This is a genomic window from Pseudomonas sp. JY-Q, assembly GCF_001655295.1.
In the GTDB taxonomy this organism is placed as follows: Bacteria; Pseudomonadota; Gammaproteobacteria; order Pseudomonadales; family Pseudomonadaceae; genus Aquipseudomonas; species Aquipseudomonas alloputida.
In genome coordinates this window covers 1274405-1296219 of the sequence record NZ_CP011525.1, presented here as the reverse complement: position 1 = coordinate 1296219, position 21815 = coordinate 1274405, and the positions used below count along the sequence as shown (strand labels likewise).

20 protein-coding genes are annotated in these 21815 nt (G+C 62.1%); 9 read left to right on the top strand and 11 right to left on the bottom strand.

Annotated elements, in window-relative coordinates:
• Positions 1 to 47: 47 nt before the first annotated feature.
• From lepB to rpoE, 6 genes are all read right to left on the bottom strand, one after another.
• The gene (gene lepB, locus AA098_RS05740) at positions 48 to 902 is read right to left on the bottom strand and encodes a signal peptidase I (protein ID WP_003252057.1); all 855 of its coding nucleotides are present in this window, start codon (positions 900 to 902) and stop codon (positions 48 to 50) included.
• Positions 903 to 907: 5 nt separating this feature from the next.
• On the bottom strand, positions 908 to 2707 hold the full coding sequence (gene lepA / locus AA098_RS05735; protein WP_010952535.1) for a translation elongation factor 4: 1800 nt from the start codon (positions 2705 to 2707) through the stop codon (positions 908 to 910).
• Positions 2708 to 2887: 180 nt separating this feature from the next.
• Entirely contained in the window at positions 2888 to 4291 is a 1404-nt protein-coding gene (locus tag AA098_RS05730; protein WP_003252054.1) for a DegQ family serine endoprotease, read from the bottom strand.
• Positions 4292 to 4496: 205 nt separating this feature from the next.
• Entirely contained in the window at positions 4497 to 5462 is a 966-nt protein-coding gene (locus tag AA098_RS05725; RefSeq protein ID WP_064613926.1) for a MucB/RseB C-terminal domain-containing protein, read from the bottom strand.
• Positions 5463 to 5474: 12 nt separating this feature from the next.
• Positions 5475 to 6065: a sigma-E factor negative regulatory protein gene (locus tag AA098_RS05720; RefSeq protein ID WP_003252050.1), complete on the bottom strand. Its 591-nt coding sequence runs from the start codon at positions 6063 to 6065 to the stop codon at positions 5475 to 5477.
• Positions 6066 to 6098: 33 nt separating this feature from the next.
• On the bottom strand, positions 6099 to 6680 hold the full coding sequence (gene rpoE, locus AA098_RS05715) for an RNA polymerase sigma factor RpoE (RefSeq protein WP_003252049.1): 582 nt from the start codon (positions 6678 to 6680) through the stop codon (positions 6099 to 6101).
• A gap of 436 nt (positions 6681 to 7116) precedes the next feature.
• Here rpoE and nadB point away from each other — a divergent pair, with 436 nt between their 5' ends.
• Entirely contained in the window at positions 7117 to 8721 is a 1605-nt protein-coding gene (nadB, locus tag AA098_RS05710; RefSeq protein ID WP_004575167.1) for an L-aspartate oxidase, read from the top strand.
• Positions 8722 to 8839: 118 nt separating this feature from the next.
• Here nadB and AA098_RS28035 read toward each other — a convergent pair whose 3' ends face one another.
• Together AA098_RS28035 and AA098_RS05705 are read right to left on the bottom strand one after the other, a co-directional pair.
• Positions 8840 to 9298 carry a protein YgfX gene (locus AA098_RS28035; protein WP_014859160.1) on the bottom strand — a complete coding sequence of 153 codons (459 nt, stop codon included), beginning with the start codon at positions 9296 to 9298 and terminating at the stop codon, positions 8840 to 8842.
• Entirely contained in the window at positions 9282 to 9536 is a 255-nt protein-coding gene (locus AA098_RS05705) for a succinate dehydrogenase assembly factor 2 (protein ID WP_003252043.1), read from the bottom strand. Before AA098_RS05705 ends, AA098_RS28035 begins: the two co-directional genes overlap by 17 nt.
• Positions 9537 to 9669: 133 nt before the next feature.
• Between AA098_RS05705 and AA098_RS05700 the strand changes: the two genes are divergently transcribed.
• Together AA098_RS05700 and AA098_RS05695 are read left to right on the top strand one after the other, a co-directional pair.
• On the top strand, positions 9670 to 10611 hold the full coding sequence (locus tag AA098_RS05700) for a folate-binding protein YgfZ (RefSeq protein ID WP_064613925.1): 942 nt from the start codon (positions 9670 to 9672) through the stop codon (positions 10609 to 10611).
• Between the two features lie 55 nt (positions 10612 to 10666).
• Positions 10667 to 11473, top strand: coding sequence for an HDOD domain-containing protein (locus tag AA098_RS05695; RefSeq protein ID WP_004575165.1), 807 nt, complete (start codon positions 10667 to 10669; stop codon positions 11471 to 11473).
• A 65-nt stretch (positions 11474 to 11538) separates the two neighbouring features.
• On the opposite strand, the gene AA098_RS05690 is transcribed toward AA098_RS05695, so the two are convergent.
• Both AA098_RS05690 and AA098_RS05685 read right to left on the bottom strand, forming a co-directional pair.
• Positions 11539 to 12918, bottom strand: a complete 1380-nt coding sequence (locus AA098_RS05690; protein WP_003252031.1) for a sensor histidine kinase — start codon at positions 12916 to 12918, stop codon at positions 11539 to 11541.
• Positions 12911 to 13582 carry a response regulator gene (locus AA098_RS05685; RefSeq protein WP_064613924.1) on the bottom strand — a complete coding sequence of 224 codons (672 nt, stop codon included), beginning with the start codon at positions 13580 to 13582 and terminating at the stop codon, positions 12911 to 12913. The genes AA098_RS05690 and AA098_RS05685 overlap by 8 nt, the downstream gene beginning before the upstream one ends.
• Before the next feature lie 200 nt (positions 13583 to 13782).
• Between AA098_RS05685 and AA098_RS05680 the strand changes: the two genes are divergently transcribed.
• The 6 genes from AA098_RS05680 (at position 13783) to AA098_RS05655 (ending at position 21095) form a co-directional block, all read left to right on the top strand.
• Complete coding sequence (locus AA098_RS05680) at positions 13783 to 15072, top strand: OprD family porin (protein WP_003252026.1); 1290 nt, start codon at positions 13783 to 13785, stop codon at positions 15070 to 15072.
• A 46-nt stretch (positions 15073 to 15118) separates the two neighbouring features.
• Positions 15119 to 16099: a tripartite tricarboxylate transporter substrate binding protein gene (locus AA098_RS05675; protein WP_064613923.1), complete on the top strand. Its 981-nt coding sequence runs from the start codon at positions 15119 to 15121 to the stop codon at positions 16097 to 16099.
• Between the two features lie 200 nt (positions 16100 to 16299).
• Positions 16300 to 16758, top strand: coding sequence for a tripartite tricarboxylate transporter TctB family protein (locus AA098_RS05670; RefSeq protein WP_064613922.1), 459 nt, complete (start codon positions 16300 to 16302; stop codon positions 16756 to 16758).
• 1 nt (position 16759) lies between these two features.
• A complete protein-coding gene (locus AA098_RS05665) occupies positions 16760 to 18274 on the top strand; it encodes a tripartite tricarboxylate transporter permease (RefSeq protein ID WP_064613921.1) in 1515 nt (504 codons plus the stop codon).
• The gene (locus tag AA098_RS05660) at positions 18267 to 19322 is read left to right on the top strand and encodes an AbrB family transcriptional regulator (RefSeq protein ID WP_054888633.1); all 1056 of its coding nucleotides are present in this window, start codon (positions 18267 to 18269) and stop codon (positions 19320 to 19322) included. Before AA098_RS05665 ends, AA098_RS05660 begins: the two co-directional genes overlap by 8 nt.
• A gap of 90 nt (positions 19323 to 19412) precedes the next feature.
• Positions 19413 to 21095, top strand: a complete 1683-nt coding sequence (locus tag AA098_RS05655) for a bifunctional metallophosphatase/5'-nucleotidase (protein ID WP_003252016.1) — start codon at positions 19413 to 19415, stop codon at positions 21093 to 21095.
• 26 nt (positions 21096 to 21121) lie between these two features.
• Here AA098_RS05655 and ung read toward each other — a convergent pair whose 3' ends face one another.
• On the bottom strand, positions 21122 to 21814 hold the full coding sequence (ung, locus tag AA098_RS05650; RefSeq protein ID WP_003252014.1) for a uracil-DNA glycosylase: 693 nt from the start codon (positions 21812 to 21814) through the stop codon (positions 21122 to 21124).
• Position 21815 lies beyond the last annotated feature (1 nt).

The following is a 21815-nucleotide window of genomic DNA, read 5'->3' as shown; positions in this document are numbered from 1 at the left end:
TGTCAGAAATGCATTCGGCGCTGTCTGCTGGACAGCGCCGATGGGTATCAATGGATCAGGCCAACCCGCGACAGGTTGGGCAAGTGGCTGAGTTTGGGCTCTGGCCAGCTCATCCACACCGCGAAGGCCTTGCCGACAATGTTCCGGTCCGGAACCATGCCGTGCAGTTCCTTGGGAATGTTCGGGTCATCCCAGAAACGGCTATCGTTGGAGTTGTCGCGGTTGTCGCCCATCATGAAGTAATGGCCCGCAGGCACGGTCCACTGCTGGTCCGGCGGCATGCGATAACGGCTCATTTCCTTGCGGATCAGGTGTTCGGCCGCGCCGAGCTTTTCCTTGTACAGCTGAGCACTGCCCAGGGTACCCGGCTCGCTGCCCACCAGTTGTTCGGCAACGGGCTGGCCGTTGACGAACAGCCGCTTGTCGTTGGTGTAGCGGACCACGTCGCCCGGCAGGCCAACCACACGCTTGATGTAGTTGACATTCGGGTCGCTCGGGTAGCGGAACACCATCACATCCCCGCGTTGCGGGTCACCGACCTCGATGACCTTCTTGTCGATCACCGGCAGGCGAATGCCGTACGAGAACTTGTTCACCAGGATGAAGTCGCCCACTTCCAGGGTCGGTTTCATCGATCCCGAAGGGATCTGGAACGGCTCGACCAGGAACGAACGCAGCACCAGCACGATGAACAGCACCGGGAAGAACGACTTGCCGTACTCGACCAGCAACGGCTCCTTGTTCAGCCGTTCGACCACCGCCATCTCAGGCTGGCTGACGCTGCCCTGATAGTTGGCGATTGCCGCACGCCGGCGCGGGGCCAGGAACAGCAGGTCGATCAAGCCCAGCAGACCGCAGATGAAGACGGCGATGACTAGCAACAGCGGGAAATTTAGCGACATAGGACCTAGCTATCCAACCTGAGCACGGCGAGGAAGGCTTCTTGTGGAATTTCCACATTGCCCACCTGTTTCATGCGTTTCTTACCGGCCTTCTGCTTCTCCAGCAGCTTCTTCTTACGGCTGACGTCACCGCCGTAGCACTTGGCCAGTACGTTCTTTCTGAGCGCCTTGACGGTTGTCCGCGCAATGATCTGGCCGCCAATGGCTGCCTGGATCGCTACGTCGAACATCTGCCGAGGGATCAGTTCCTTCATCTTCTCGGTCAACGCACGGCCTTTGTAGGCCGCGTTGTCGCGGTGCACGATCAATGCCAGGGCATCGACCTTGTCGCCATTGATCAGTACGTCCAGCTTGACCAGGTTGGCCGACTGGTAGCGATCGAAATGATAATCCAGCGAAGCATAGCCGCGGCTGGTGGATTTGAGGCGGTCGAAGAAATCGAGCACCACTTCGTTCATCGGCATGTCGTAACGCACCTGCACCTGGCTGCCGAGGAACTGCATGTCGCGCTGTACGCCACGCTTCTCGATGCACAGGGTGATGACGTTGCCCAGGTGCTCCTGCGGAACCAGGATGGTCGCGGTGACGATCGGCTCGCGGAAGTCGGCTACAGCCGAGACGTCCGGCAGCTTGGACGGGTTGTCGACGACGATGGTTTCGCCGGTTTTCAACTCCAGCTCATAGATCACGCTGGGTGCGGTGGTGATCAGGTCCAGGTCGTATTCGCGCTCCAGGCGCTCCTGGATGATCTCCATGTGCAACATGCCCAGGAAACCGCAACGGAAGCCAAAGCCCAGCGCGTCGGAGCTTTCCGGCATGTACTGCAGCGAGGAGTCGTTCAGGGTCAGCTTCTGCAGAGCGTCGCGGAAATCCTCGAAGTCGTCGGAGCTGACCGGGAACAGGCCAGCGTAGACCTGCGGCTGAATCTTCTTGAAGCCTGGCAACACCTCGACCTCAGGGGTCGAGGACAGGGTCAGGGTGTCGCCAACCGGGGCACCGTGGATGTCCTTGATGCTGGCGATGATGAAGCCTACTTCGCCGGCTTTCAGATCAGCGGTCTGGGTGTGCTTCGGGGTGAAGACACCGACGCTGTCGACCAGGTGCACCTTGCCGGTGGACTTGACCAGGATCTTGTCGCCTTTCTTGACGCGGCCCTGGCGCACACGCACCAGCGAGACCACACCCAGGTAATTGTCGAACCAGGAGTCAATGATCAGCGCTTGCAGCGGTGCATCGATCTCACCTTCTGGCGCGGGGATGGTGTGCACCAGGCGCTCGAGCACCTCGTCAACGCCCATACCGCTCTTGGCGCTGCAGGCCACGGCGTCGGTGGCATCAATACCGATGATCTTCTCGATCTCGTCCTTGACGCGGTCCGGGTCGGCCTGGGGCAGGTCCATCTTGTTCAGGACCGGCATGACCTCCAGGCCCTGCTCGATGGCGGTGTAGCAGTTGGCTACGGACTGGGCTTCCACGCCCTGACCGGCGTCAACCACCAGCAGTGCCCCTTCACAGGCCGCCAGCGAACGCGAAACTTCGTAGGTGAAGTCGACGTGGCCGGGGGTATCGATGAAGTTCAGCTGGTAGGTCTTGCCGTCCTGCGCCTTGTAGTGAAGGGTGACGCTGTGGGCCTTGATGGTGATACCGCGCTCACGCTCCAGGTCCATGGAATCGAGCACCTGGGCTTCCATCTCGCGCGCCGACAGGCCACCGCACATCTGGATGAAACGGTCAGCCAGCGTCGACTTGCCATGGTCGATGTGGGCGATGATGGAGAAATTGCGGATATGACTCAAATCACTCACGGGTCAACACTCGAAAAGGCTGCGAGCCGGACGCCCGCCGAAAAATAGCCGGGAATTGTACCTTAAGCTGCTGGGTTATGGGAGATTCCTCTGTCCGACTGTACACAGCAATCATTCCGGCAATTGTGAAGATTCATGAAAAAGGGCAGCCGAAGCTGCCCTTTCGCCTAGCGAAACCGCTTATTCAGCAAGCTTGAAGGTGATGAAGCTGGCGCGGCCCTGACGCAGCACGCGCATCGACACAGAACGGTTCTTCGGCAGTTCCTTGGCGATTTCGGTGAATTCCTTCGCCGAACCGATAGCCTGGTTGTTCAGATGGCTGATGACATCACCCGGGCGCAAGCCGATCATGGCTGCCGGGCCATCCTGCACTTCCTTGATGACCACGCCACCTTTGAGCTCCAGGGACTTTTTCTGCTCGGCGGTCAGGTCGGCGACCGATACACCCAGGCGGTTGCTGCTGCGCTCGGCGCCGCCTTCGGTGCCAGCGCCAATCTCAACGTCGTCATCCGGCAGTGCGCCGACGCTGATGTCCAGGTTCTGGCGCTTGCCGTTGCGGATGATTTCCAGCCTGGCCTTCTCGCCATCCTTGAGGCTGCCAACCAGGTGCGGCAGATCGGCGGACATGACAATTGGCTGGCCGTTCATGCTGAGGATCACGTCGCCCACCTGCAGGCCGCCTTTGGCTGCCGGGCCGTTTTCCAGCACCTGGGCCACCAGGGCGCCCGCCGGCTTGTCCAGGCCAAACGATTCAGCCAGGTCCTTGTTGACCTCCTGAATCACTACGCCCAGCCAGCCGCGGCTGACCTTGCCGTCTTTCTTCAGCTGGTTGGAGACATCAATCGCCACGTCAATCGGGATGGCGAACGACAGCCCCATGAAACCGCCAGAACGAGTGAAGATCTGCGAGTTGATCCCCACCACTTCGCCTTTCATGTTGAACAGGGGGCCGCCGGAGTTACCCGGGTTGATGGCCACGTCGGTCTGGATGAACGGTACGTAGGTGTCATTGGGCAGGGTCCGGCCCTTGGCGCTGACGATACCTTTGGTCACCGAATGGTCGAAGCCGAACGGCGAACCGATGGCCAGTACCCACTCGCCCACCTTGAGCTTCTCGGAGTCACCCAGTTTCACCGTTGGCAAATTCTTGCCATCGACCTTCAGCAGCGCCACGTCAGTACGCGGGTCGGTACCCACCAGCTTGGCCTGGAGCTCGCTACGGTCCGACAGGCGGACGATGATCTCGTCGGCATCGGCCACCACATGGTTATTGGTGAGCACGTAGCCATCACTGGAGATGATGAAACCCGAGCCCAGCGACTGCGCCTCGCGCTGGCGGTCGCCGCGCGGCGAGCGCGGCTGCTGGGGCATGTTGCGCTCGAAGAACTCGCGGAACATCGGCGGCAGGCCTTCCAGGTCCGGCATCTGGCCTGCGGCGATTCGGCGGTCAGGCAGCTTCTGCTTGGTACTGATGTTGACCACCGCCGGCGAAGCCTGCTCCACCAGGGTGGTGAAGTCCGGCAGGGCTTCCTCGGCCTGGGCGGTGAGGACTTGGCCGAGCATCAGCACAGCAGCGAACATCATTAGGTAGGATTTCAAGCGTGGTATTGACATACGACTCCCGTCACAACGAGCGGTAGTTTGGAAAGACCCCTGCACAACGCAGAAAGGCCAGGCTCTTCAAAGCCTGACCTATAGAAAATTTGCCGATGGATTGCAAATGACAATGCTTTAATTTCATTTCAGCCGTATACCCGCCCACCTTGGCTCGGCACGCAAAAGCGCGCCATTACTGGCGCGCCTGGGCATCCTGGGGGCGCATCGACAGGGCAACGCGCTCTGCCGTACCCAGCGGAATTTCGCCAACCACGGTCACCATCACCTTGCCCTTGGGTGTGTTCAGGCGACGCGAGACTGCCGAGGTCGGGCCTAACTGGGTGCGCATGTCGGTGCCGCCATCATCGCTCACTTGCTCGATGAACACCGAAAAACGCGCCAGGCCGTCGTCATACATCAAGCTGCTGACCGAACTGTTGCGCTTGGGATCACGGCGTACCGAGCTGTTGACCAGCTCGAAACCGGGTGGCAGCCAGTCCGAACGCCAACCCGCGACGGTATCATTGCTGCCGGCGGCCACATGTTGCACCGGCTTGCAGCCAGCACCTGGGCGCAGGTCTGCGTCGCTGGGGACATCATCGGTATCGAGACGGGTCATCTGGAAGCGTTCCAGCAACTGCCCCTTGTCGTTGAGCATCAACGAACGCAGCGGCAAACCCGAGTGACGGTCCAGATGCAATTCGAATGCATAGCGATGCTGGTCGCGTGGCGAGAGCGCAATGATCACGGCATCGCGCCCGGCGACCCGTGACTTGCCTGCAACACTCAAATCGTACCAGCCCATCAGTTTCAGCGGATCAAGCACACGCGGTGCGGTATCCGGCGGCGCCGTGACACCGCTGGCCAAAGCCCCGCTGACGCACTCCACCTTGCCATCCACGCGCACGATTTCCTGGGCGGCGCCATCAAGCTGCAACAGCCGCTCGCTGACCTTGCCGTCGTCGACCCTGTGCCAGATGTCGTGGGAGGAGAAACTGCCGTTGCGTTCGTAGACGAACGACCCTTGATAGCTCTGTTTTTGCTCGGCCTGTGCCAGCTTGTTCAGCCACTCACTCGCCTCAGGCGAAGAATTGGCCGCCAATGCTGGCACCGTCATGCAGCTGCCAATCAGCAGCGACAGGAGAGGTAGCGCGCGCATGATCCTCCTTACTTAACGGTTTTCCAGGCTGGCGGCGCGGGCGTACGGCAATGCGGTTTCAGTGCCCTTGAGCGCAGATTCCTGGGCATGCTGGCGCAGGTAGCCTGGCAGACGCTGATCCCAGCCGGCCTGGTTCTGCAGCACGCCATTGGCCATCGGCCCGGTCGGTTGCTCACTGCTCTCACTATAGCCTGCCAAAACGGCCGGGCCTTGCGCTTGTGGCACACTCAGGCCCTGCTGGACAGGCTGCTGGGCAGCAAGCTCTGCACCCGTGATCTCGTCCTGGTTGTACATACGCACACCGGCCAGTACCGCGACGGTAACCGAGGCGGCTACCGCCAGGCGGCCAATGCTGCGCCAAGGGCCTTTCTTGACCTTGGCTGGCACGGCTTCGTCGGCCAGCGCCGCGGACACCGCCGAGGCGATATCCAGGTTAGGCAGCAGCAGCTCCTTGTGCATGGCTGCACGGGCAACCTGGTAACGCGACCAGGTGGCACGGGTTTCGGCGTCGTCGACGGCGTTCAACACCCGACGCAGTTCCAGTTCATCCGCTTCGTTATCCATCACCGCGGACAGCGATTCCTGCAAAGCTTCACGACTCATGGCGGTTCCTCTCTTGGCGCTGTCGCCGCTGTCTCAGGTTTCCTGCAACAACGGCTGCAGGGCTTTATCTATGGCCTCCCGAGCGCGGAAGATTCGAGAGCGCACGGTACCCACCGGACATTGCATGACACTGGCAATGTCTTCGTAACTCAGCCCGTCGAACTCGCGTAGCGTCAATGCCGTACGCAGGTCTTCGGGCAGTTGCTGGATGGTGCGATGGACAGTGCCTTCGATTTCATCCCGCAACAACGAGCGCTCTGGGGACTCGAGATCCTTGAGACCATGATCGCCGTCGTAAAACTCCGCATCCTCGGAGCTCACATCACTGTCTGGCGGCCGTCTTCCACGGGACACCAGGTAATTCTTCGCCGTGTTGATGGCGATGCGGTACAGCCACGTATAAAACGCACTGTCGCCGCGGAAGTTGCCAAGCGCACGGTAGGCCTTGATGAAGGCTTCCTGTGCTACATCCTGGGCCTCGTGGGTATCGTGGACAAACCGCACGATCAACCCGAGAATCTTGTGCTGATACTTCAACACCAACAGATCGAAAGCTCGCCTGTCGCCGCGCTGAACGCGCTCGACAAGCTGCTGATCCTCTTCCTGGGTTAGCATGAACACTCCTCAGTGAACTCGAAGGAGCGTTGCATCAGCCATCGCTCAGGCTTGCAAACATAGACTCGGGCTTTGCGCAAAAGTTCTCCCCTCCAAGCAAGTTTCCTGCAGCCCTTGGTCGGCTTGCACGGAAGACGCGGCGCGGTCACGGCCGGCTACGTCGATAATCAGGTTTCAAATACGCAGGGGTAAAGCCCGGAAAGGCCTGCCGCCCTGCGTCGCCGCGGCAAATTGTGGCGTACGGGCAGCCTTCATAGGATTTCCGGCCATGTCGGAAAGTTCCCACAAAGGTCGTCGCAACCTGGCAGGTGGCATGGAAATTGGCCACCCGGGGCTGCTATAAAGGCATCCCGGCCACGTTTAACGATAGTTTCACAATGCCATCCGCGCGTGACCATTGTGCCGTGCCCCTCCCAAAGATTACTAGTGTCCCGACATGAGCCAACAATTCCAACATGATGTCCTGGTGATCGGCAGCGGTGCCGCCGGTCTCAGCCTGGCACTTAACCTCCCCAGCCACCTTCGCGTTGCCGTATTGAGCAAGGGCGACCTGTCCAACGGCTCGACCTTCTGGGCCCAGGGCGGCGTCGCTGCAGTGCTGGACAATACCGATACTGTGCAGTCGCATGTCGAGGACACCCTCAATGCCGGCGGCGGGCTGTGCCATGAAGACGCCGTGCGCTTTACCGTCGAGCACAGCCGCGAAGCGATCCAGTGGCTGATCGAGCAAGGCGTGCCCTTCACCCGCGATGAGCACTACAGCGTCGACGATGGCGGTTTCGAGTTCCACCTCACCCGTGAAGGGGGCCATAGCCACCGGCGCATCATCCATGCCGCCGACGCTACCGGCGCGGCAATTTTCACCACGCTGCTGGAACAGGCTCGCCAGCGCCCGAACATCCAGCTGCTAGAACAGCGGGTGGCAGTCGACCTGATCACTGAACGCCGCCTGGGCCTGCCCGGCGAACGCTGCCTGGGCGCCTACGTGCTCGACCGCAACACCGGCGAGGTGGACACTTTCGGCGCGCGCTTCACCGTGCTGGCCACGGGCGGTGCGGCCAAGGTCTACCTCTATACCAGCAACCCCGATGGTGCCTGCGGCGACGGTATCGCCATGGCTTGGCGGGCCGGCTGCCGAGTGGCGAACCTGGAATTCAACCAGTTCCACCCGACCTGCCTGTATCACCCGCAGGCCAAGAGTTTCCTGATCACCGAAGCCCTGCGCGGCGAGGGCGCCCTGCTGCGCCTGCCCAACGGCGAACGTTTCATGCCACGCTTCGACCCACGCGAAGAGCTGGCCCCACGGGACATCGTGGCCCGCGCCATCGACCACGAGATGAAGCGCCTGGGCGTGGACTGCGTATACCTGGACATCACTCACAAGCCCGCAGATTTCATCAAGAGCCACTTCCCCACCGTGTACGAGCGCTGCCTGGCCTTTGGCATCGATATCACCCGTCAACCTATCCCGGTGGTGCCTGCGGCGCATTACACCTGCGGCGGGGTGATGGTCGACGACTGCGGCCACACCGATGTGCCTGGCTTGTATGCCATCGGCGAAACCAGTTTCACCGGCCTGCACGGCGCCAACCGTATGGCCAGCAACTCGCTGCTGGAATGTTTCGTATACGGTCGCGCCGCCGCTGCCGACATCCAGGCGCACCTGGGGCAAGTGGCCATGCCCAAGGCCCTGCCCGGCTGGGACGCCAGCCAGGTGACCGACTCGGACGAGGACGTGATCATTGCGCACAACTGGGACGAACTGCGGCGCTTCATGTGGGACTACGTCGGCATCGTGCGCACCAGCAAGCGCCTGCAGCGGGCCCAGCACCGCATTCGCCTGCTGCTGGATGAAATCGACGAGTTCTACAGCAACTACAAGGTCAGCCGAGACCTGATCGAGCTGCGCAACCTGGCGCAAGTGGCCGAGCTGATGATCCTGTCCGCCATGCAGCGCAAGGAAAGCCGTGGGTTGCATTACACACTGGATTACCCAGGGATGCTGGACGAGGCCAAGGACACCATCCTTAGCCCGCTCTGATAGCGGCGTCGCGGCCTTCGCGGGCTCGACCGCTCCCACAGGGGTTTAACTGCCTTGCAGTTTTGCGCAGTACCTGTGAGAGCGGGCGAGCCTGCGAAGAAACTGACCCGGTGCTGATCTATGCCCGGCTCACCGCGGCCCAGCGCCGCCGGCTGAACTTCAATCGCACGCGCAATCGCCGATGCTCATCCGGCCCCAGCGCATCCCCCGGTACGCACTGGCTCTGCCCCAACCACCGCCCCGCCCGCTCAAAGCGCAACACCACCAGCCCAGGCAAAGCCACACTATCCCGACACAAGCGCACTGACTGCCACCCACAAGCACGGCTGAACACCTGCCAGCCCCGCACATCACGGCGCAGGCCGACAACCGCATGCTCATGGGTCAACAGAATACGTCGGGGAATAGCCCAGCCAGCGTGGGCCGTACAGGCGGCGACAACAGAAAAGGCCAGCCACCCGGGCAGCGGGCTCGCCCACACGGCAAGCCACGCCAGTACCTGACAAGCCAGGTAGGCCGTCAGCAGCAGGCGCGAGCCTTGCCAACGGCACTCGAAACACTCACTTGGGCTGGACACGGTCCAGAATGATGCGGACCATACGCTGCAGTTCCGGGTCTTCGGACTCGGTGCGCTCCATGAACCAGCCGAACATGTCCTGATCCTCGCAGCTCAAGAGACGCACGTACAGTTCACGGTCGGTCTCATTGAGGGTGGGGTAGACTTCCTGGGTGAAAGGCACCAGCAGTACGTCCAGTTCCAGCATGCCGCGGCGGCTGTGCCAGAAAAGCCGGTTGAGTTCAGTTTGTTCGACCATGGGGCCCTCCTCGAATGGGCCGCCAGTATACAGCCCGGCGCGCGAAGCGACACCGGGCGTTGGTCTAGTCACCTACCTATTTTGTTACCGGCGTTCTATGATGGCCGCCAGTCTTTAGCCACCGCGATGACCCATGGCCGATTCCGCTTTCTTCTGCCCCCTGTCCCACGAGGGCATCCTCGCCGTCCGCGGCTCCGATGCAGGCAAGTTCCTGCAAGGCCAGCTGACCTGCAACATCAACTACCTCAGCCAGGAACACGCCAGCCTCGGCGCCCGCTGCATGGTCAAGGGGCGCATGCAGTCGAGCTTCCGCATAGTGCCCGAGGGCAACGGCTACTTGCTGGCCATGGCCAGCGAACTGCTCGACGCGCAACTGGCCGACCTGAAAAAGTACGCCGTATTCTCCAAGGCCACGCTGACCGACGAAAGCACCGCATGGGCACGCTTCGGCCTGCAAGATGGCGACACCGCGCTGCAGGCGCTGGGGCTTGTCGTGCCCGCAGCCGCCGGTAGTACCGTGCGCCATGACGGGCTGATCGCGATCACCGTGTCCGCCGGCCGGGTTGAGCTGTGGGTGCCGGCGGCTGACGCCGAGCCTGTACGCCAGGCCCTCGCCGCAGTGCTGCCCGAAGGCACGCTCAACGACTGGCTGCTGGGCCAGATTCGCGCAGGTATCGGCCAGGTCATGGGCCCGACCCGTGAACTGTTCATCCCGCAGATGATCAACCTGCAGGCCGTCGACGGCGTCAGTTTCAAGAAAGGCTGCTACACCGGCCAGGAAATCGTCGCCCGCATGCAGTACCTGGGCAAACTCAAGCGCCGCCAGTACCGCCTGGCTCTGGACCAGCAGGCCATTCCGGCCCCGGGCGCCGAGATCTTCTCGCCCACCCATGGGTCGTCGGTCGGTGAAGTGGTCATTGCTGCCGGCAACGGCGCCGGCTGCGAACTGCTCGCAGTGCTGAGCGCCGAGGCGGTGGAAGACGGCAACCTGCACCTGGGCAGCCTCGAAGGCCCGCGCCTGCAGGTGCTGACCCTGCCTTACGAACTGGACCGCGACCGGGAAATCCAGCGCTGACCAGCCTGCCCCACCCCTGTGGCGGGGCCGCACCACCACTGCGGTAGACATGCCCATGAACAAGCTGGCCGAGTTGGTTCAAGCACAATTGCTCGACGCCATCGAAAAGGATGACCTGGTCCTGCCAACCCTGCCCGAGGTTGCCTTGAGCATCCGCGAAGCAGCGGAAGACAACGAGATCAGCGTAGCGGCCCTGAGCAAGGTGATCGGCCGCGACGCGGCCCTTTCAGCGCGCCTGATCAAGGTCGTCAACAGCCCACTGCTGCGTGCTGCGGTCGAGGTGACCGACCTGCATACCGCCATCACGCGGCTAGGCATCAACTACAGCTGCAACCTGGCCATCGGCCTGGTGATCGAGCAGATTTTCCATGCCCGCTCGCCGGCAGTCGAGCAGAAACTGCGCGATATCTGGGCCAGTAGCCTGGAAGTGGCGGGCATCAGCTACGAAATCTGCCGTCGCTTTACACCTCTGAAGCCTGACCAGGCCACCTTGGGTGGGCTGGTCAACCAGATTGGCGCGCTGCCGGTACTCATCTATGCCGAAGAGCACAACGAACTGTTGTCCGACCCGGTTTGCCTGCATTACGTGATCGAGCAACTCCAGCCGGTGCTGGGGGACAAGATCCTCAAGGCCTGGGAGTTTCCGGAGCAGTTGGTCAACCTGCCGAGCCAGGTTCATGACCTGGACCGCCAGACTGACAAGATTGATTACATCGACATTGTGCAGATCGCCCGCTGCATCAGTCAGCGCGGGCGCCACCGGCCATTGGCTGCGCTGCCGGCTTACCGCCATCTGGGGCTGCCGTTTGGCACCGAGCTGGAGGTCGATGAACTGCTAGAGGCGCGGAGCATGTTGCGCTGAGCTGTAACAGCCTGCCAGGGCCCTTTCGCAGATGAGCCCGCGAAAGGGTCGACACAGGCAAACCCTCAATCCGCAATAAAACTCACCCGCACCCGCAACCCGCCCTTCTCGCCATCATGCAGGCTCACCTGCGCCAGGTGCGCCCGACAGATCTCGCCAACGATCGCCAGCCCTAATCCACTGCCCTGCGCACTTCGCCGGTAGAACCGCTCGAACACCCGTTCGCGCTCGGCCTCGGGAATACCAGGCCCATCGTCTTCCACTTCCAGCACCGCCGGCGCCATTACCCGCAAAATCACATTGCCACCCGCTGGTGTATGCGCCAAGGCATTGTCCACCAGGTTGCTCAACAACTCATTGAGCAACGTCGGCTCCCCCTTCAGCCATACCGGCGCCTCGGCCTCCAGCGCCAGCGACACCCCGCGCTTGTGCGCCAATGGCGCCATGGCCATGCCCAGTTCACGGGCCAGCTGGCTCAAATCCAGACGCTGCGCACCGCCCTCGGCAATTGCCCGTGCGCCATTCTCGACCCGCGCCAACGACAGTAGCTGGTTGGCCAGGTGGGTCAGCCTGTCGGTGCCCTGGGCTGCAGACTCCAAGGTCTGCCGCCACTCCTGTGGCTCGGCCGAGCGCAAGCCCAGCTCGACACGTGCCTTCAACGCCGCCAGCGGCGTTCGCAGTTCGTGGGCCGCGTCGGCAATGAACTGCGCCTGGCGCTCGAACTGGCCACGCAAGCGCTCGGTAAAGTGGTTCAAGGCGCGCACCAGCGGGCCCAGCTCGCGCTGTACCTGTACCACCGGCAACGCTCGCAAGTCGTCCGGCTGACGTTCCTCCACCGCTGTGCGCAGGCGCTCCAACGGCCGCAACGCGGCACTCACGGCAAACCACACCATCACCAACGCCCCCAGTGCCAGCATGCCCAGGCGCAGCAGGGTATCGGCCATCAACCCTCGGGCCATACGCACCCGCGCTTCCTCGGTTTCGGCTACGCGGATTTCTGCCATGCCGTTCATGTTCGGCTCGCTGACCGGCTTCAGCAGGCTGACCACACGAACGTCCTGGCCCAGGTAAGTGGCGTTGTAGAACCGTGCCAATGCCGGATAGTCATCGGTGCGCGGCGTGCCAGGCGGCGGTGGCGGCAGGTTCTCGTAGCCAGAAATCAGCCTTTGCTGGATATCCAGCACCTGATAGTAAATGCGCCCCGCACTGTCATAGGCGAACGTGTCCAGCGCCACGTAAGGCACATCCGCGCTCAACGAACCATCGCGCTGCGACAGGCCCGCGGCGATGGTTCTCGCCGAAGCCAGCAGGGTGCGGTCGTAGGCGGTGTCGGCGGCCTCGCGGCCATTCCAGTAGGCGCTAAGGCCGCTGGCCAGCATCAGCACCACCAGCAACAGCGCCAAATTACCCAGCAAGCGCCCGCGCAGGCTGCCGTTGTCACGCATCGCGGTGCTCAAGCAAATAACCCAGACCACGGAAAGTGACGATGGCTACGGGGTGCCCGTCGAGCTTCTTGCGCAGCCGGTGAATGTAGATTTCGATGGCGTCAGGGCTGGCTTCTTCCTCCAGGCCAAACACCTGGGCGGCCAGTTGCTCCTTGCTCATCACCCGACCCGGGCGGGCGATCAGCGCTTGCAGCACACTCTGCTCGCGTGAGGTCAGCGTCAGGTTGTCATCACCGAGGGTGAAGCGCCGGGTGTCCAGGTCATACACCAACGGCCCACAGCGTTGCTGTCGCTCGCCACCGAGCACACTGCGGCGCAGCAAGGCCTTGACCCGCGCTTCCAGCTCGGTCAGCTCAAACGGCTTGGCCAGATAATCGTCGGCGCCCAGGTTCAGGCCATGGACCCGGTCCTTGACGTCGCTGCGCGCAGTCAGCATAAGCACTGGCAAGGTTTTGCCACGGCCTCGCAAGCGCGCCAGTACCTCAAAGCCGTCCATGCGCGGCAGGCCGACATCCAACACGGCCACGGCGTATTCCTCACTGGCCAGCGCCAAGTCGGCAGCCACGCCGTCATGCAGCACATCTACGGTCAGGCCATGGCTTTTCAAGGCCAGGGCCACGCTTTCGGCCAGTTGCAGGTGGTCTTCGACCAGTAGCACACGCATCGGATTCTCCCGGCTCGGGTGGGGCGGTGGCGCGGAGTGTACCGCTGTCACCACGCCTGTGAAGCCCCTCGTGACAAACCTTTCACGCTGAAAGGTTAGCGAAAGGTTCGTTGCCTAGCATCGCACCACGGTCGCCCTTCGCGCCGAAAAAAGCACCAGCAAGGTGCAACGAATAAGAACAATAAACGGAGTCATCGACGATGCTGTCATTGCAGCCGCAGGCGTTCGCGCCTACCCGTTCCTTTGCCGCACGCCCCTCAGCCATCGCCAGCGCCCTCGCGCTTGCCGGTGTCGCCCCGATGAGCCAGGCCGCCTTCTTCGAAGACAGCACGGCCACCTTCGAAACCCGCAACATGTACTTCAACCGCGACTTCCGCGACGGCACCAGCGCGCAGCAATCCAAGCGCGATGAATGGGCCCAGGGCTTCATCCTCAATTTCGAGTCTGGCTACACCGATGGCACCGTGGGCTTTGGCCTGGACGCATTGGGCATGCTCGGCATCAAGCTCGACTCCAGCCCCGACCGTACCGACAGCGGCCTGCTGCCGACCCACGATGACGGCAAGGCTGCCGACGAATACTCCAAGCTGGGCCTGACCGGCAAGGTGAAGATCTCCCAGACTGAACTCAAGATCGGCACCCTGATCCCCGAACTGCCGACCCTGCAGCCCAACGACGGGCGTATCCTGCCGCAAACCTTCGAGGGCGGCCTGCTTACCTCCAAAGAGATCAAGGGCCTGACCTTCACCGGTGGCCGCCTGGACAAGGCCAAGGACCGCAACGACACCAACTGGGAAGACCTGGCGCTGAACAACAAGAACGGCCGCTTCGGTGGCAGCTTCAGCGCTGACAACCTGGCCCTGGGCGGGCTCGACTACCAGTTCACCGACCGCATCACCGGCAGCTACCACTTCGCCCAGCTCGACGATATTTACCGCCAGCACTTCATCGGCATGGTCGCCACCCAGCCATGGGGCCCGGGCACCTTGGGTGCCGACCTGCGCCTTGCCATCAGCGACGACGCCGGTGCAGCCAAGGCCGGCAACATCGACAACACCACCGTCAACGGCATGCTCAGCTATGCCCTGGGCGGGCACAAGGTCAGCGCCGCCTGGCAGCAGTTGTCCGGCGAAAGTGCCTTCCCGTATGTGGATGGCGCCGACCCGTACCTGGTCAACTTCGTCCAGATCAACGACTTCGCCGGTGCCGACGAACGCTCCTGGCAGGCGCGCTACGACTACAACTTCGCCGCGCTCGGCGTACCGGGCCTGACCTTCATGACCCGTTACATCAGCGGTGACAACGTCAGCCGTGCTGCCGGTGGCGAAGGCAAAGAGTGGGAACGCAACACCGAACTGAAGTACGTGGTACAAAGCGGCCCGTTGAAGAACGTCGCCGTGCGCCTGCGCAACGCCACCTTCCGCTCCAACTTCGCCCGTGACGCGGATGAAGTGAGGCTGTTGGTCAGCTACAGCGTGGCGCTGTGGTAACCCCATAGCGGTAATCCAATAACAACAACGCTCACGGAGATCGACGATGACCTTTTCACTGCGCCGCCTCGTCCTCGCTACCGGCTGCCTGCTGTTGGCCGGCAACGCCCTCGCTGCAGAACCGAAACGCCCCGAATGCATCGCACCCGCCTCCCCTGGCGGTGGGTTCGACCTGACCTGCAAGCTGGTGCAAAGCGCACTGGTACAAGAGAAAATCCTCAGCAAGCCGATGCGCGTCACCTACATGCCCGGCGGTGTCGGCGCGGTCGCGTACAACGCCGTGGTCGCCCAGCGCCCGGCAGACGCCGGCACGCTGGTGGCCTGGTCCAGCGGCTCGCTGCTTAACCTGGCCCAGGGCAAGTTCGGCCGTTTCGACGAAAACGCGGTGAAATGGCTGGCTGCCGTCGGCACCAGCTACGGTGCCATCGCAGTGAAGAGCGACTCGCCCTACAAGACCCTTGATGACTTGGTCGCAGCGCTGAAGAAAGACCCAAGCAAGGTCGTGATCGGTTCCGGCGGTACCGTCGGCAGCCAGGACTGGATGCAGACCGCGTTGATCGCCAAGGCCGCAGGCATAAACCCGCGCGACCTGCGCTACGTGGCCCTGGAGGGCGGCGGCGAAATCGCCACGGCATTGCTGGGCGGCCATATCCAGGTCGGTTCTACCGACATTTCCGACTCCATGCCGCACATCCAGAGCGGCAACATGCGCATCCTCGCGGTGTTCTCTGAAAACCGCCTGGACGAGCCGGAAATGAAAGACATCCCTACTGCCAAGGAGCAGGGCTACGACATCGTCTGGCCGGTGGTGCGCGGTTTCTACCTGGGGCCAAAAGTGAGCGACGAGGACTACGCCTGGTGGAAGGCCTCGTTCGACAAGATGCTGGCCTCCGAGGACTTCGCCAAGCTGCGAGACCAGCGCGAGCTGTTCCCGTTCGCCATGACCGGCGAAGAGCTGGACGGCTATGTGAAGAAGCAAGTGGCTGACTACAAGACACTGGCCAAGGAATTCGGCCTGATCCAGTAAGCCTGTCGAACTCACCACCACCCCTGTGGGAGCGGCCTTGTGTCGCGATCGGGCGCGAAGCGGCCCCTGGCACAGCCGATACGATGCTTCGGACAGATCGCATCGGCAGGTTTAGCGGCCTGCTTCGCGCCCGATCGCGACACAAGGCCGCTCCCACAGGATGTGCATCTCACTTGAGCAATCCCAACGAGGATTCCCCAATGATCCTTCAACGCATTTTCGCCCTGGCTCTGCTAGTGGTGTGTGCCGCCCTGGCCGTGACGGCCTGGCCCTATCAGGCTGCATTTTCCTATGAACCGGTGGGCCCGCGCGCTTACCCGTTGTTAGTGCTAGGCCTGATGGGGCTGGGCCTGCTGTACCTGTTGTTCCGCCCAACGCCCATCGTGCGCAAGGATGAGGAACCGGAACTGGATCGCGAGACCCTGATCAAGATCACCGCCTGTGTCGGCCTGCTGATCGTCTTCGCCGCCACTTTCGAAGCACTCGGCTTCATCCTCAGCGCCATCCTGGTCGGCCTGCCCATGGCTCGGCTGTACGGTGGCCGCTGGCTGCAAAGCGCCATTGTGGTGGCCGGCATGAGCATTTTCCTCTACTGGCTGTTCGACCGTGTGATGGACGTGCCAATGCCCCTTGGCCTGCTGAGCGTACTGGAGAACTGACATGGATACCTTGAGCTACCTGGGCCAGGGCTTCGGCATTGCCCTGTCCCCTTACAACCTGGTCACCGCCCTCTCCGGCACCTTGATCGGCACCGTGGTCGGCCTGCTGCCGGGCCTGGGCCCGATCAATGGCGTGGCCCTGCTGATCCCCATCGCCTTTGCCCTCGGCCTGCCACCGGAATCGGCGCTGATCCTGCTGGCGGCGGTGTACCTGGGCTGCGAATATGGCGGGCGTATCAGCTCGATCCTGCTGAACATCCCGGGCGAAGCCTCGACCGTGATGACAACCCTGGACGGCTACCCGATGGCTCGCCAAGGACTGGCAGGCGTCGCGCTGTCGCTGTCGGCCTGGAGTTCGTTCATCGGCGCCTTCATTGCCACCTGCGGCATGGTGCTGTTCGCCCCGCTGCTGGCGAAATGGGCCATCGCCTTCGGCCCGGCGGAGTACTTTGTGCTGATGGTGTTCGCCATCGTCGCGCTGGGTGGCATGGCCGGTGACAAACTACTGAAAACCTTCATTGCCGCTCTCATCGGCCTGTTCCTGTCGGCGGTCGGCATCGACGCCAACAGCGGCGTGTACCGCTTCACCGGTGACAGCGTGCACCTGGCCGACGGTATTCAGTTCGTGGTGCTCGTGCTGGGCCTGTTCTCCATCAGCGAAATCCTCCTGCTACTGGAAAAGACCCACCATGGCCACCAGGCGGTCAAGGCTACCGGCCGCATGCTGTTCAACTTCAAGGAAGCGGCCTCGGTGTTCCTGGTCAACATCCGTTGCGGCCTGCTCGGTTTCATCATGGGTGTTCTACCCGGCGCCGGCGCAACGCTGGCCAGCGCCGTGGCCTACATGACCGAGAAACGCATGGCCGGGGAAAGCGGCAAGTTCGGCAAAGGCGATGCCCGTGGCCTGGCAGCGCCGGAAACGGCCATTGGTGCGTCCTGCTGTGGCGCCCTGGTCCCGATGCTGACCCTGGGCGTACCGGGCTCTGGCACCACGGCTGTGATGATCGGCGCCCTGACCCTGTACAACATCACCCCTGGCCCACTGCTGTTCGAACAGCAGCCAGATATCGTCTGGGGCCTGATCGCCTCGCTGTTCGTCGCCAACATCATGCTGGTGATCCTCAACATCCCGATGATCCGCATCTTCACCCGCATCCTCGCCGTGCCAAACTGGGCGCTGGTGCCGGTGATCGCCATCATCACCGCGATCGGTGTGTACGCCGTGCATGCCACCACCTTCGACCTGTTCCTCATGGTCGGTATCGGCATCATGGGCTACATCCTGCGCAAGCTGGACTTCCCTCTGTCGCCGATTCTGCTGGGCTTCATCCTCGGCGGGCTGATGGAGCAAAACCTGCGTCGGGCGCTGTCGATCTCCAACGGTGAACTGGGCATCCTCTGGTCCAGCCCGATCAGCATGGGCGTCTGGGCGCTGGTAGTGCTGATGCTCGCCCTGCCGCTGCTGCGCATCTGGCGCAAACGCAGCCTGCAGCGCCGGGCCCTGGCCGATGCCTGATCGGTCGTTGCCATTGTTCGTCGCGACCGGGCTGGTCGGCCTTGCTGGCGGTTTTGCCGCCAGCAAGGTCGGCTGGCCTTTGCCATGGATGGTCGGCTCATTGCTGGCGATCATCCTGGTGCGCTGCCTGACGCGTTGGCAGCTGTCGGAAATCCCCAACGGCCGCAAGTGTGGGCAGTGGATCATCGGCATCGGTATTGGCCTGCACTTCACCCCCGCGGTGATCGAGCAAGTGGCCAGCCATTTCGCGCTGATCTGCTTCGGTGCGTTGTTCACCACCCTGTCCAGCGTGATCAGCGTATGGCTGCTGCGGCGAACCGGCGAAGACCGCGCCACCGCGTTCTTCGCCAGCATGCCTGGCGGTTCGGGCGAGATGGTCAACCTTGGGGCGCGCAATGGCGCGGTGCTCAGCCAGGTGGCGGCAGCGCAAAGCTTGCGTGTGCTGGCAGTGGTGCTGTGCGTGCCGGCGCTGTTCAAGTTTCTGCTGGGTGACGGGGTACCACTGAACCACACCGGTAGCGTGAGCTGGGGCTGGCTGGCGTTGATTGCGCCCTTGGGCGTTGCCGTTGCCTTGCTCTGGCAGCGCTTGCGCCAGCCCAACCCCTGGCTGTTCGGGCCATTGCTGGTCGCGGCTACGGTCAGCCTGGCCGGCAACCTGCAGATCGCCCTGCCCAACGGCGCCAGCCAGATCGGCCAGTGGCTCATCGGCAGTGGCCTGGCCTGCCACTTCAACCGCGCGTTCTTCCGCCGCGCACCGTCGTTCCTGGGACGCACCTTGATGGCCACGGCGTTGTGCATGGCGATTGCCGCCAGTGCCGCGTGGGTGCTGAGCATGATGACTGCACTGGACTTGCGTTCGCTGACACTGGGGATGATGCCTGGCGGGATCGCCGAAATGAGCCTCACGGCCGAAACGTTGCAATTGTCAGTGCCGCTGGTGACCGCGCTGCAGGTGATGCGCCTGATCCTGGTGTTGTTTCTTGCAGAACCGCTTTTCCGGTTGTGGGACAACAGGTATTCAAGCTGCAAGCCCCCTGAAGATAGATAGTTACCACTTGCCCAATGCCCGGATGAATAGAGTCGGATTGCTGCCCTGATCGCCAGCAAACCCACACTTCCCGGCATTCAAGAGGTAATGATGAAAGTCCGTCTTTCTTGCAACTATCGCTCGGCTATTGCCTGGGCATGCCTTGCCATCAGCGCAGGCAGCCTTGCCGCAGAGCCACCTGCCCCCGTCCAGATCAACGTCGTGGCTATCAATGATCTTCACGGCTACCTGGAACCCAACCCCCAGGACTACGCCGGCGCGCAAGGCGCTACCCGCCTGACCTACGGCGGCATCGCCACACTCGGCGCCATGCTCGATGAGCTGCGAACGCAGGACCCCGATCTGCTGTTCATCGGGGCTGGCGACTTGATAGGGGGCAGCCCCGCCATTTCTGCGCTGTGGGCTGACGAGCCTGTGCTTGAGGCCTTGAACGCGATGGGCATGATTGTCAGCGCATCCGGGAACCACGAACTGGATGCAGGCAAGGCCGAGTTTCTTCGTCAGATCCACGGAGGATGCGAGTCAACGCGCCCTGAAAAGGCCTGCACGTTTCGCGGCGATTATCCAGGAAGTGGCTTCCCTTACATAGCGTCCAACCTGATCGATACCACCACGGGCGAGCGCTTGCTACCGGCCTATCACATTCAGCAGGTGAAAGGGGTCAAGATAGCGTTCGTCGGTGCCGTGCCACGCAACATGGAAAAAGTGGTCTCGGCCAGCGCATTCGCAGGGCTCAAAGCCACAGATGAAGCGCAAGCCATCAATGACGTGATTCCGGAGCTCAAGGCCAAAGGCGTCAATGCAATCATTGCGGTCATGCACCAAGGAGGGGATACCGTCGAGCCGTTCGACACGCAGGATTGCAGCCAGCTGAGTGGCGCGGTCGTCGACGTGGCGAAGCGGCTGGATCCTGCGGTAGATGCTGTCATCAGCGGTCACTCGCATGCCAGCTATCAATGCAAGGTGGGTGACCTGAGCATCACTCAGGCTGGCAAATACGGCCACTTCCTGACTCAGTTGAAGTTGCAGGTAACGCCAGGCACCCATCACGTCACGAACATCACCGCCCGCAATATTCCTGCTGACCCACAGAACTACCTGCCGAATGCCAAGTTGACGAGTTTGCTGGAGGAAGTGCGTCAGCGGTCCGGGGAAAAATTGCTCGAACCCATAGGACGCATCTCGACGGCAGAACTTGACCGCAAAGAAAATGCCGCCGGTGAAACAACCTTGGGGAACCTGGTCACGGATGCCCAATTGGCCATGACCCAAGCGTTTAATACCCAGATTGCCTTTCTCAATCTGGGTGGGCTGCGAAGTGACCTGATACAGCCTGCCGATAGCGACCTGACCTACGAACAATTATTTGCCGTACAACCGTTCAATAACCCACTGGTGGTTCAGGAACTGACAGGCAAGCAGATTACCGAACTGCTCAACCTTCAATGGAACAGGGGCAGTTTCAATCCGCTGCAAGTATCGAAGGGTTTTCATTATGAGTGGGATGGTTCACGGCCTGTCGGCAGCCGTGTCGTCGAGGGCAGTGTGCGTCTTCACGGCAAACCCGTTGAGCCGTTGACCCATTATCGCGTCGTCAGCAACCTGTTCCTGGCCGATGGTGGCGGTGGCTTGGCCACTTTCAAAGAAGGAAGGCGACGCCAGGACACCGGCATCTCCGACCTGGAAGCCTTGGTGGCGTATGTACGCCAGAACCATGAGCGGGGTATTGCAATTGGCCAGCGCAGCGAGCCGCGCATCAGCATGACGCCCTGAGCGATTGCGTACCCCACCCCGGTTTCTCACAGCGGGGGCAGTGCCCAGTCGATGGGCCCGAGCCCCCGCTGCTCGAGGAAGCTGTTGGTACGGCTGAAATGCCCGCAACCGATGAACCCGCGATACGCCGACAGCGGCGAAGGATGGACCGACTTCAGTACCAGGTGCTTGGTACCGTCGATCAGCTTCTGCTTGCTCTGTGCATGCGCCCCCCATAGCAGGAATACCACGTTCGGGCATTGCTCACTGACCACTTGAATGATCCGGTCGGTAAACAATTCCCAGCCTTTCTTGGCATGCGACGCGGCATTGGCGCGCTCGACGGTCATGGTCGTGTTGAGCAACAGAACGCCTTGTTCTGCCCAGCTCTGGAGGTAGCCGTGGCTGGGGATCGGGATGTTCAGGTCGCGCTGCAGCTCCTTGTAGATATTGACCAGCGACGGCGGCGTGGCCACGCCCGGTTGCACCGAGAAGCACAAGCCATGGGCCTGCCCCGGCCCGTGATACGGGTCCTGACCGAGGATGACCACCTTCACCTGGTCCAGCGGTGTCGAATTGAGCGCATTGAAGATCAGCGGCCCTGGCGGGTAGATTTCCTTGCCGGCAGCGTACTCACCACGCAGAAATTCGCGCAGCTGGTGCATGTAAGGCTGGTCGAATTCACCGCGCAATGCGGCCTTCCAGCTGGGTTCGAGTTTGATGCGATCGTCGTCAGTCATG

Excerpts from the sequence above, each read along its gene's own strand:
- lepB (WP_003252057.1), bottom strand. The coding sequence starts at position 902 with ATGTCGCTAAATTTCCCGCTGTTGCTAGTCATCGCCGTCTTCATCTGC.
- AA098_RS05730 (WP_003252054.1), bottom strand. The coding sequence starts at position 4,291 with ATGATGTTCGCTGCTGTGCTGATGCTCGGCCAAGTCCTCACCGCCCAG.
- AA098_RS05725 (WP_064613926.1), bottom strand. The coding sequence starts at position 5,462 with ATGCGCGCGCTACCTCTCCTGTCGCTGCTGATTGGCAGCTGCATGACG.
- AA098_RS05720 (WP_003252050.1), bottom strand. The coding sequence starts at position 6,065 with ATGAGTCGTGAAGCTTTGCAGGAATCGCTGTCCGCGGTGATGGATAAC.
- rpoE (WP_003252049.1), bottom strand. The coding sequence starts at position 6,680 with ATGCTAACCCAGGAAGAGGATCAGCAGCTTGTCGAGCGCGTTCAGCGC.
- nadB (WP_004575167.1), top strand. The coding sequence starts at position 7,117 with ATGAGCCAACAATTCCAACATGATGTCCTGGTGATCGGCAGCGGTGCC.
- AA098_RS05705 (WP_003252043.1), bottom strand. The coding sequence starts at position 9,536 with ATGGTCGAACAAACTGAACTCAACCGGCTTTTCTGGCACAGCCGCCGC.
- AA098_RS05700 (WP_064613925.1), top strand. The coding sequence starts at position 9,670 with ATGGCCGATTCCGCTTTCTTCTGCCCCCTGTCCCACGAGGGCATCCTC.
- AA098_RS05695 (WP_004575165.1), top strand. The coding sequence starts at position 10,667 with ATGAACAAGCTGGCCGAGTTGGTTCAAGCACAATTGCTCGACGCCATC.
- AA098_RS05690 (WP_003252031.1), bottom strand. The coding sequence starts at position 12,918 with ATGCGTGACAACGGCAGCCTGCGCGGGCGCTTGCTGGGTAATTTGGCG.
- AA098_RS05685 (WP_064613924.1), bottom strand. The coding sequence starts at position 13,582 with ATGCGTGTGCTACTGGTCGAAGACCACCTGCAACTGGCCGAAAGCGTG.
- AA098_RS05680 (WP_003252026.1), top strand. The coding sequence starts at position 13,783 with ATGCTGTCATTGCAGCCGCAGGCGTTCGCGCCTACCCGTTCCTTTGCC.
- AA098_RS05675 (WP_064613923.1), top strand. The coding sequence starts at position 15,119 with ATGACCTTTTCACTGCGCCGCCTCGTCCTCGCTACCGGCTGCCTGCTG.
- AA098_RS05670 (WP_064613922.1), top strand. The coding sequence starts at position 16,300 with ATGATCCTTCAACGCATTTTCGCCCTGGCTCTGCTAGTGGTGTGTGCC.
- AA098_RS05665 (WP_064613921.1), top strand. The coding sequence starts at position 16,760 with ATGGATACCTTGAGCTACCTGGGCCAGGGCTTCGGCATTGCCCTGTCC.
- AA098_RS05660 (WP_054888633.1), top strand. The coding sequence starts at position 18,267 with ATGCCTGATCGGTCGTTGCCATTGTTCGTCGCGACCGGGCTGGTCGGC.
- AA098_RS05655 (WP_003252016.1), top strand. The coding sequence starts at position 19,413 with ATGAAAGTCCGTCTTTCTTGCAACTATCGCTCGGCTATTGCCTGGGCA.
- ung (WP_003252014.1), bottom strand. The coding sequence starts at position 21,814 with ATGACTGACGACGATCGCATCAAACTCGAACCCAGCTGGAAGGCCGCA.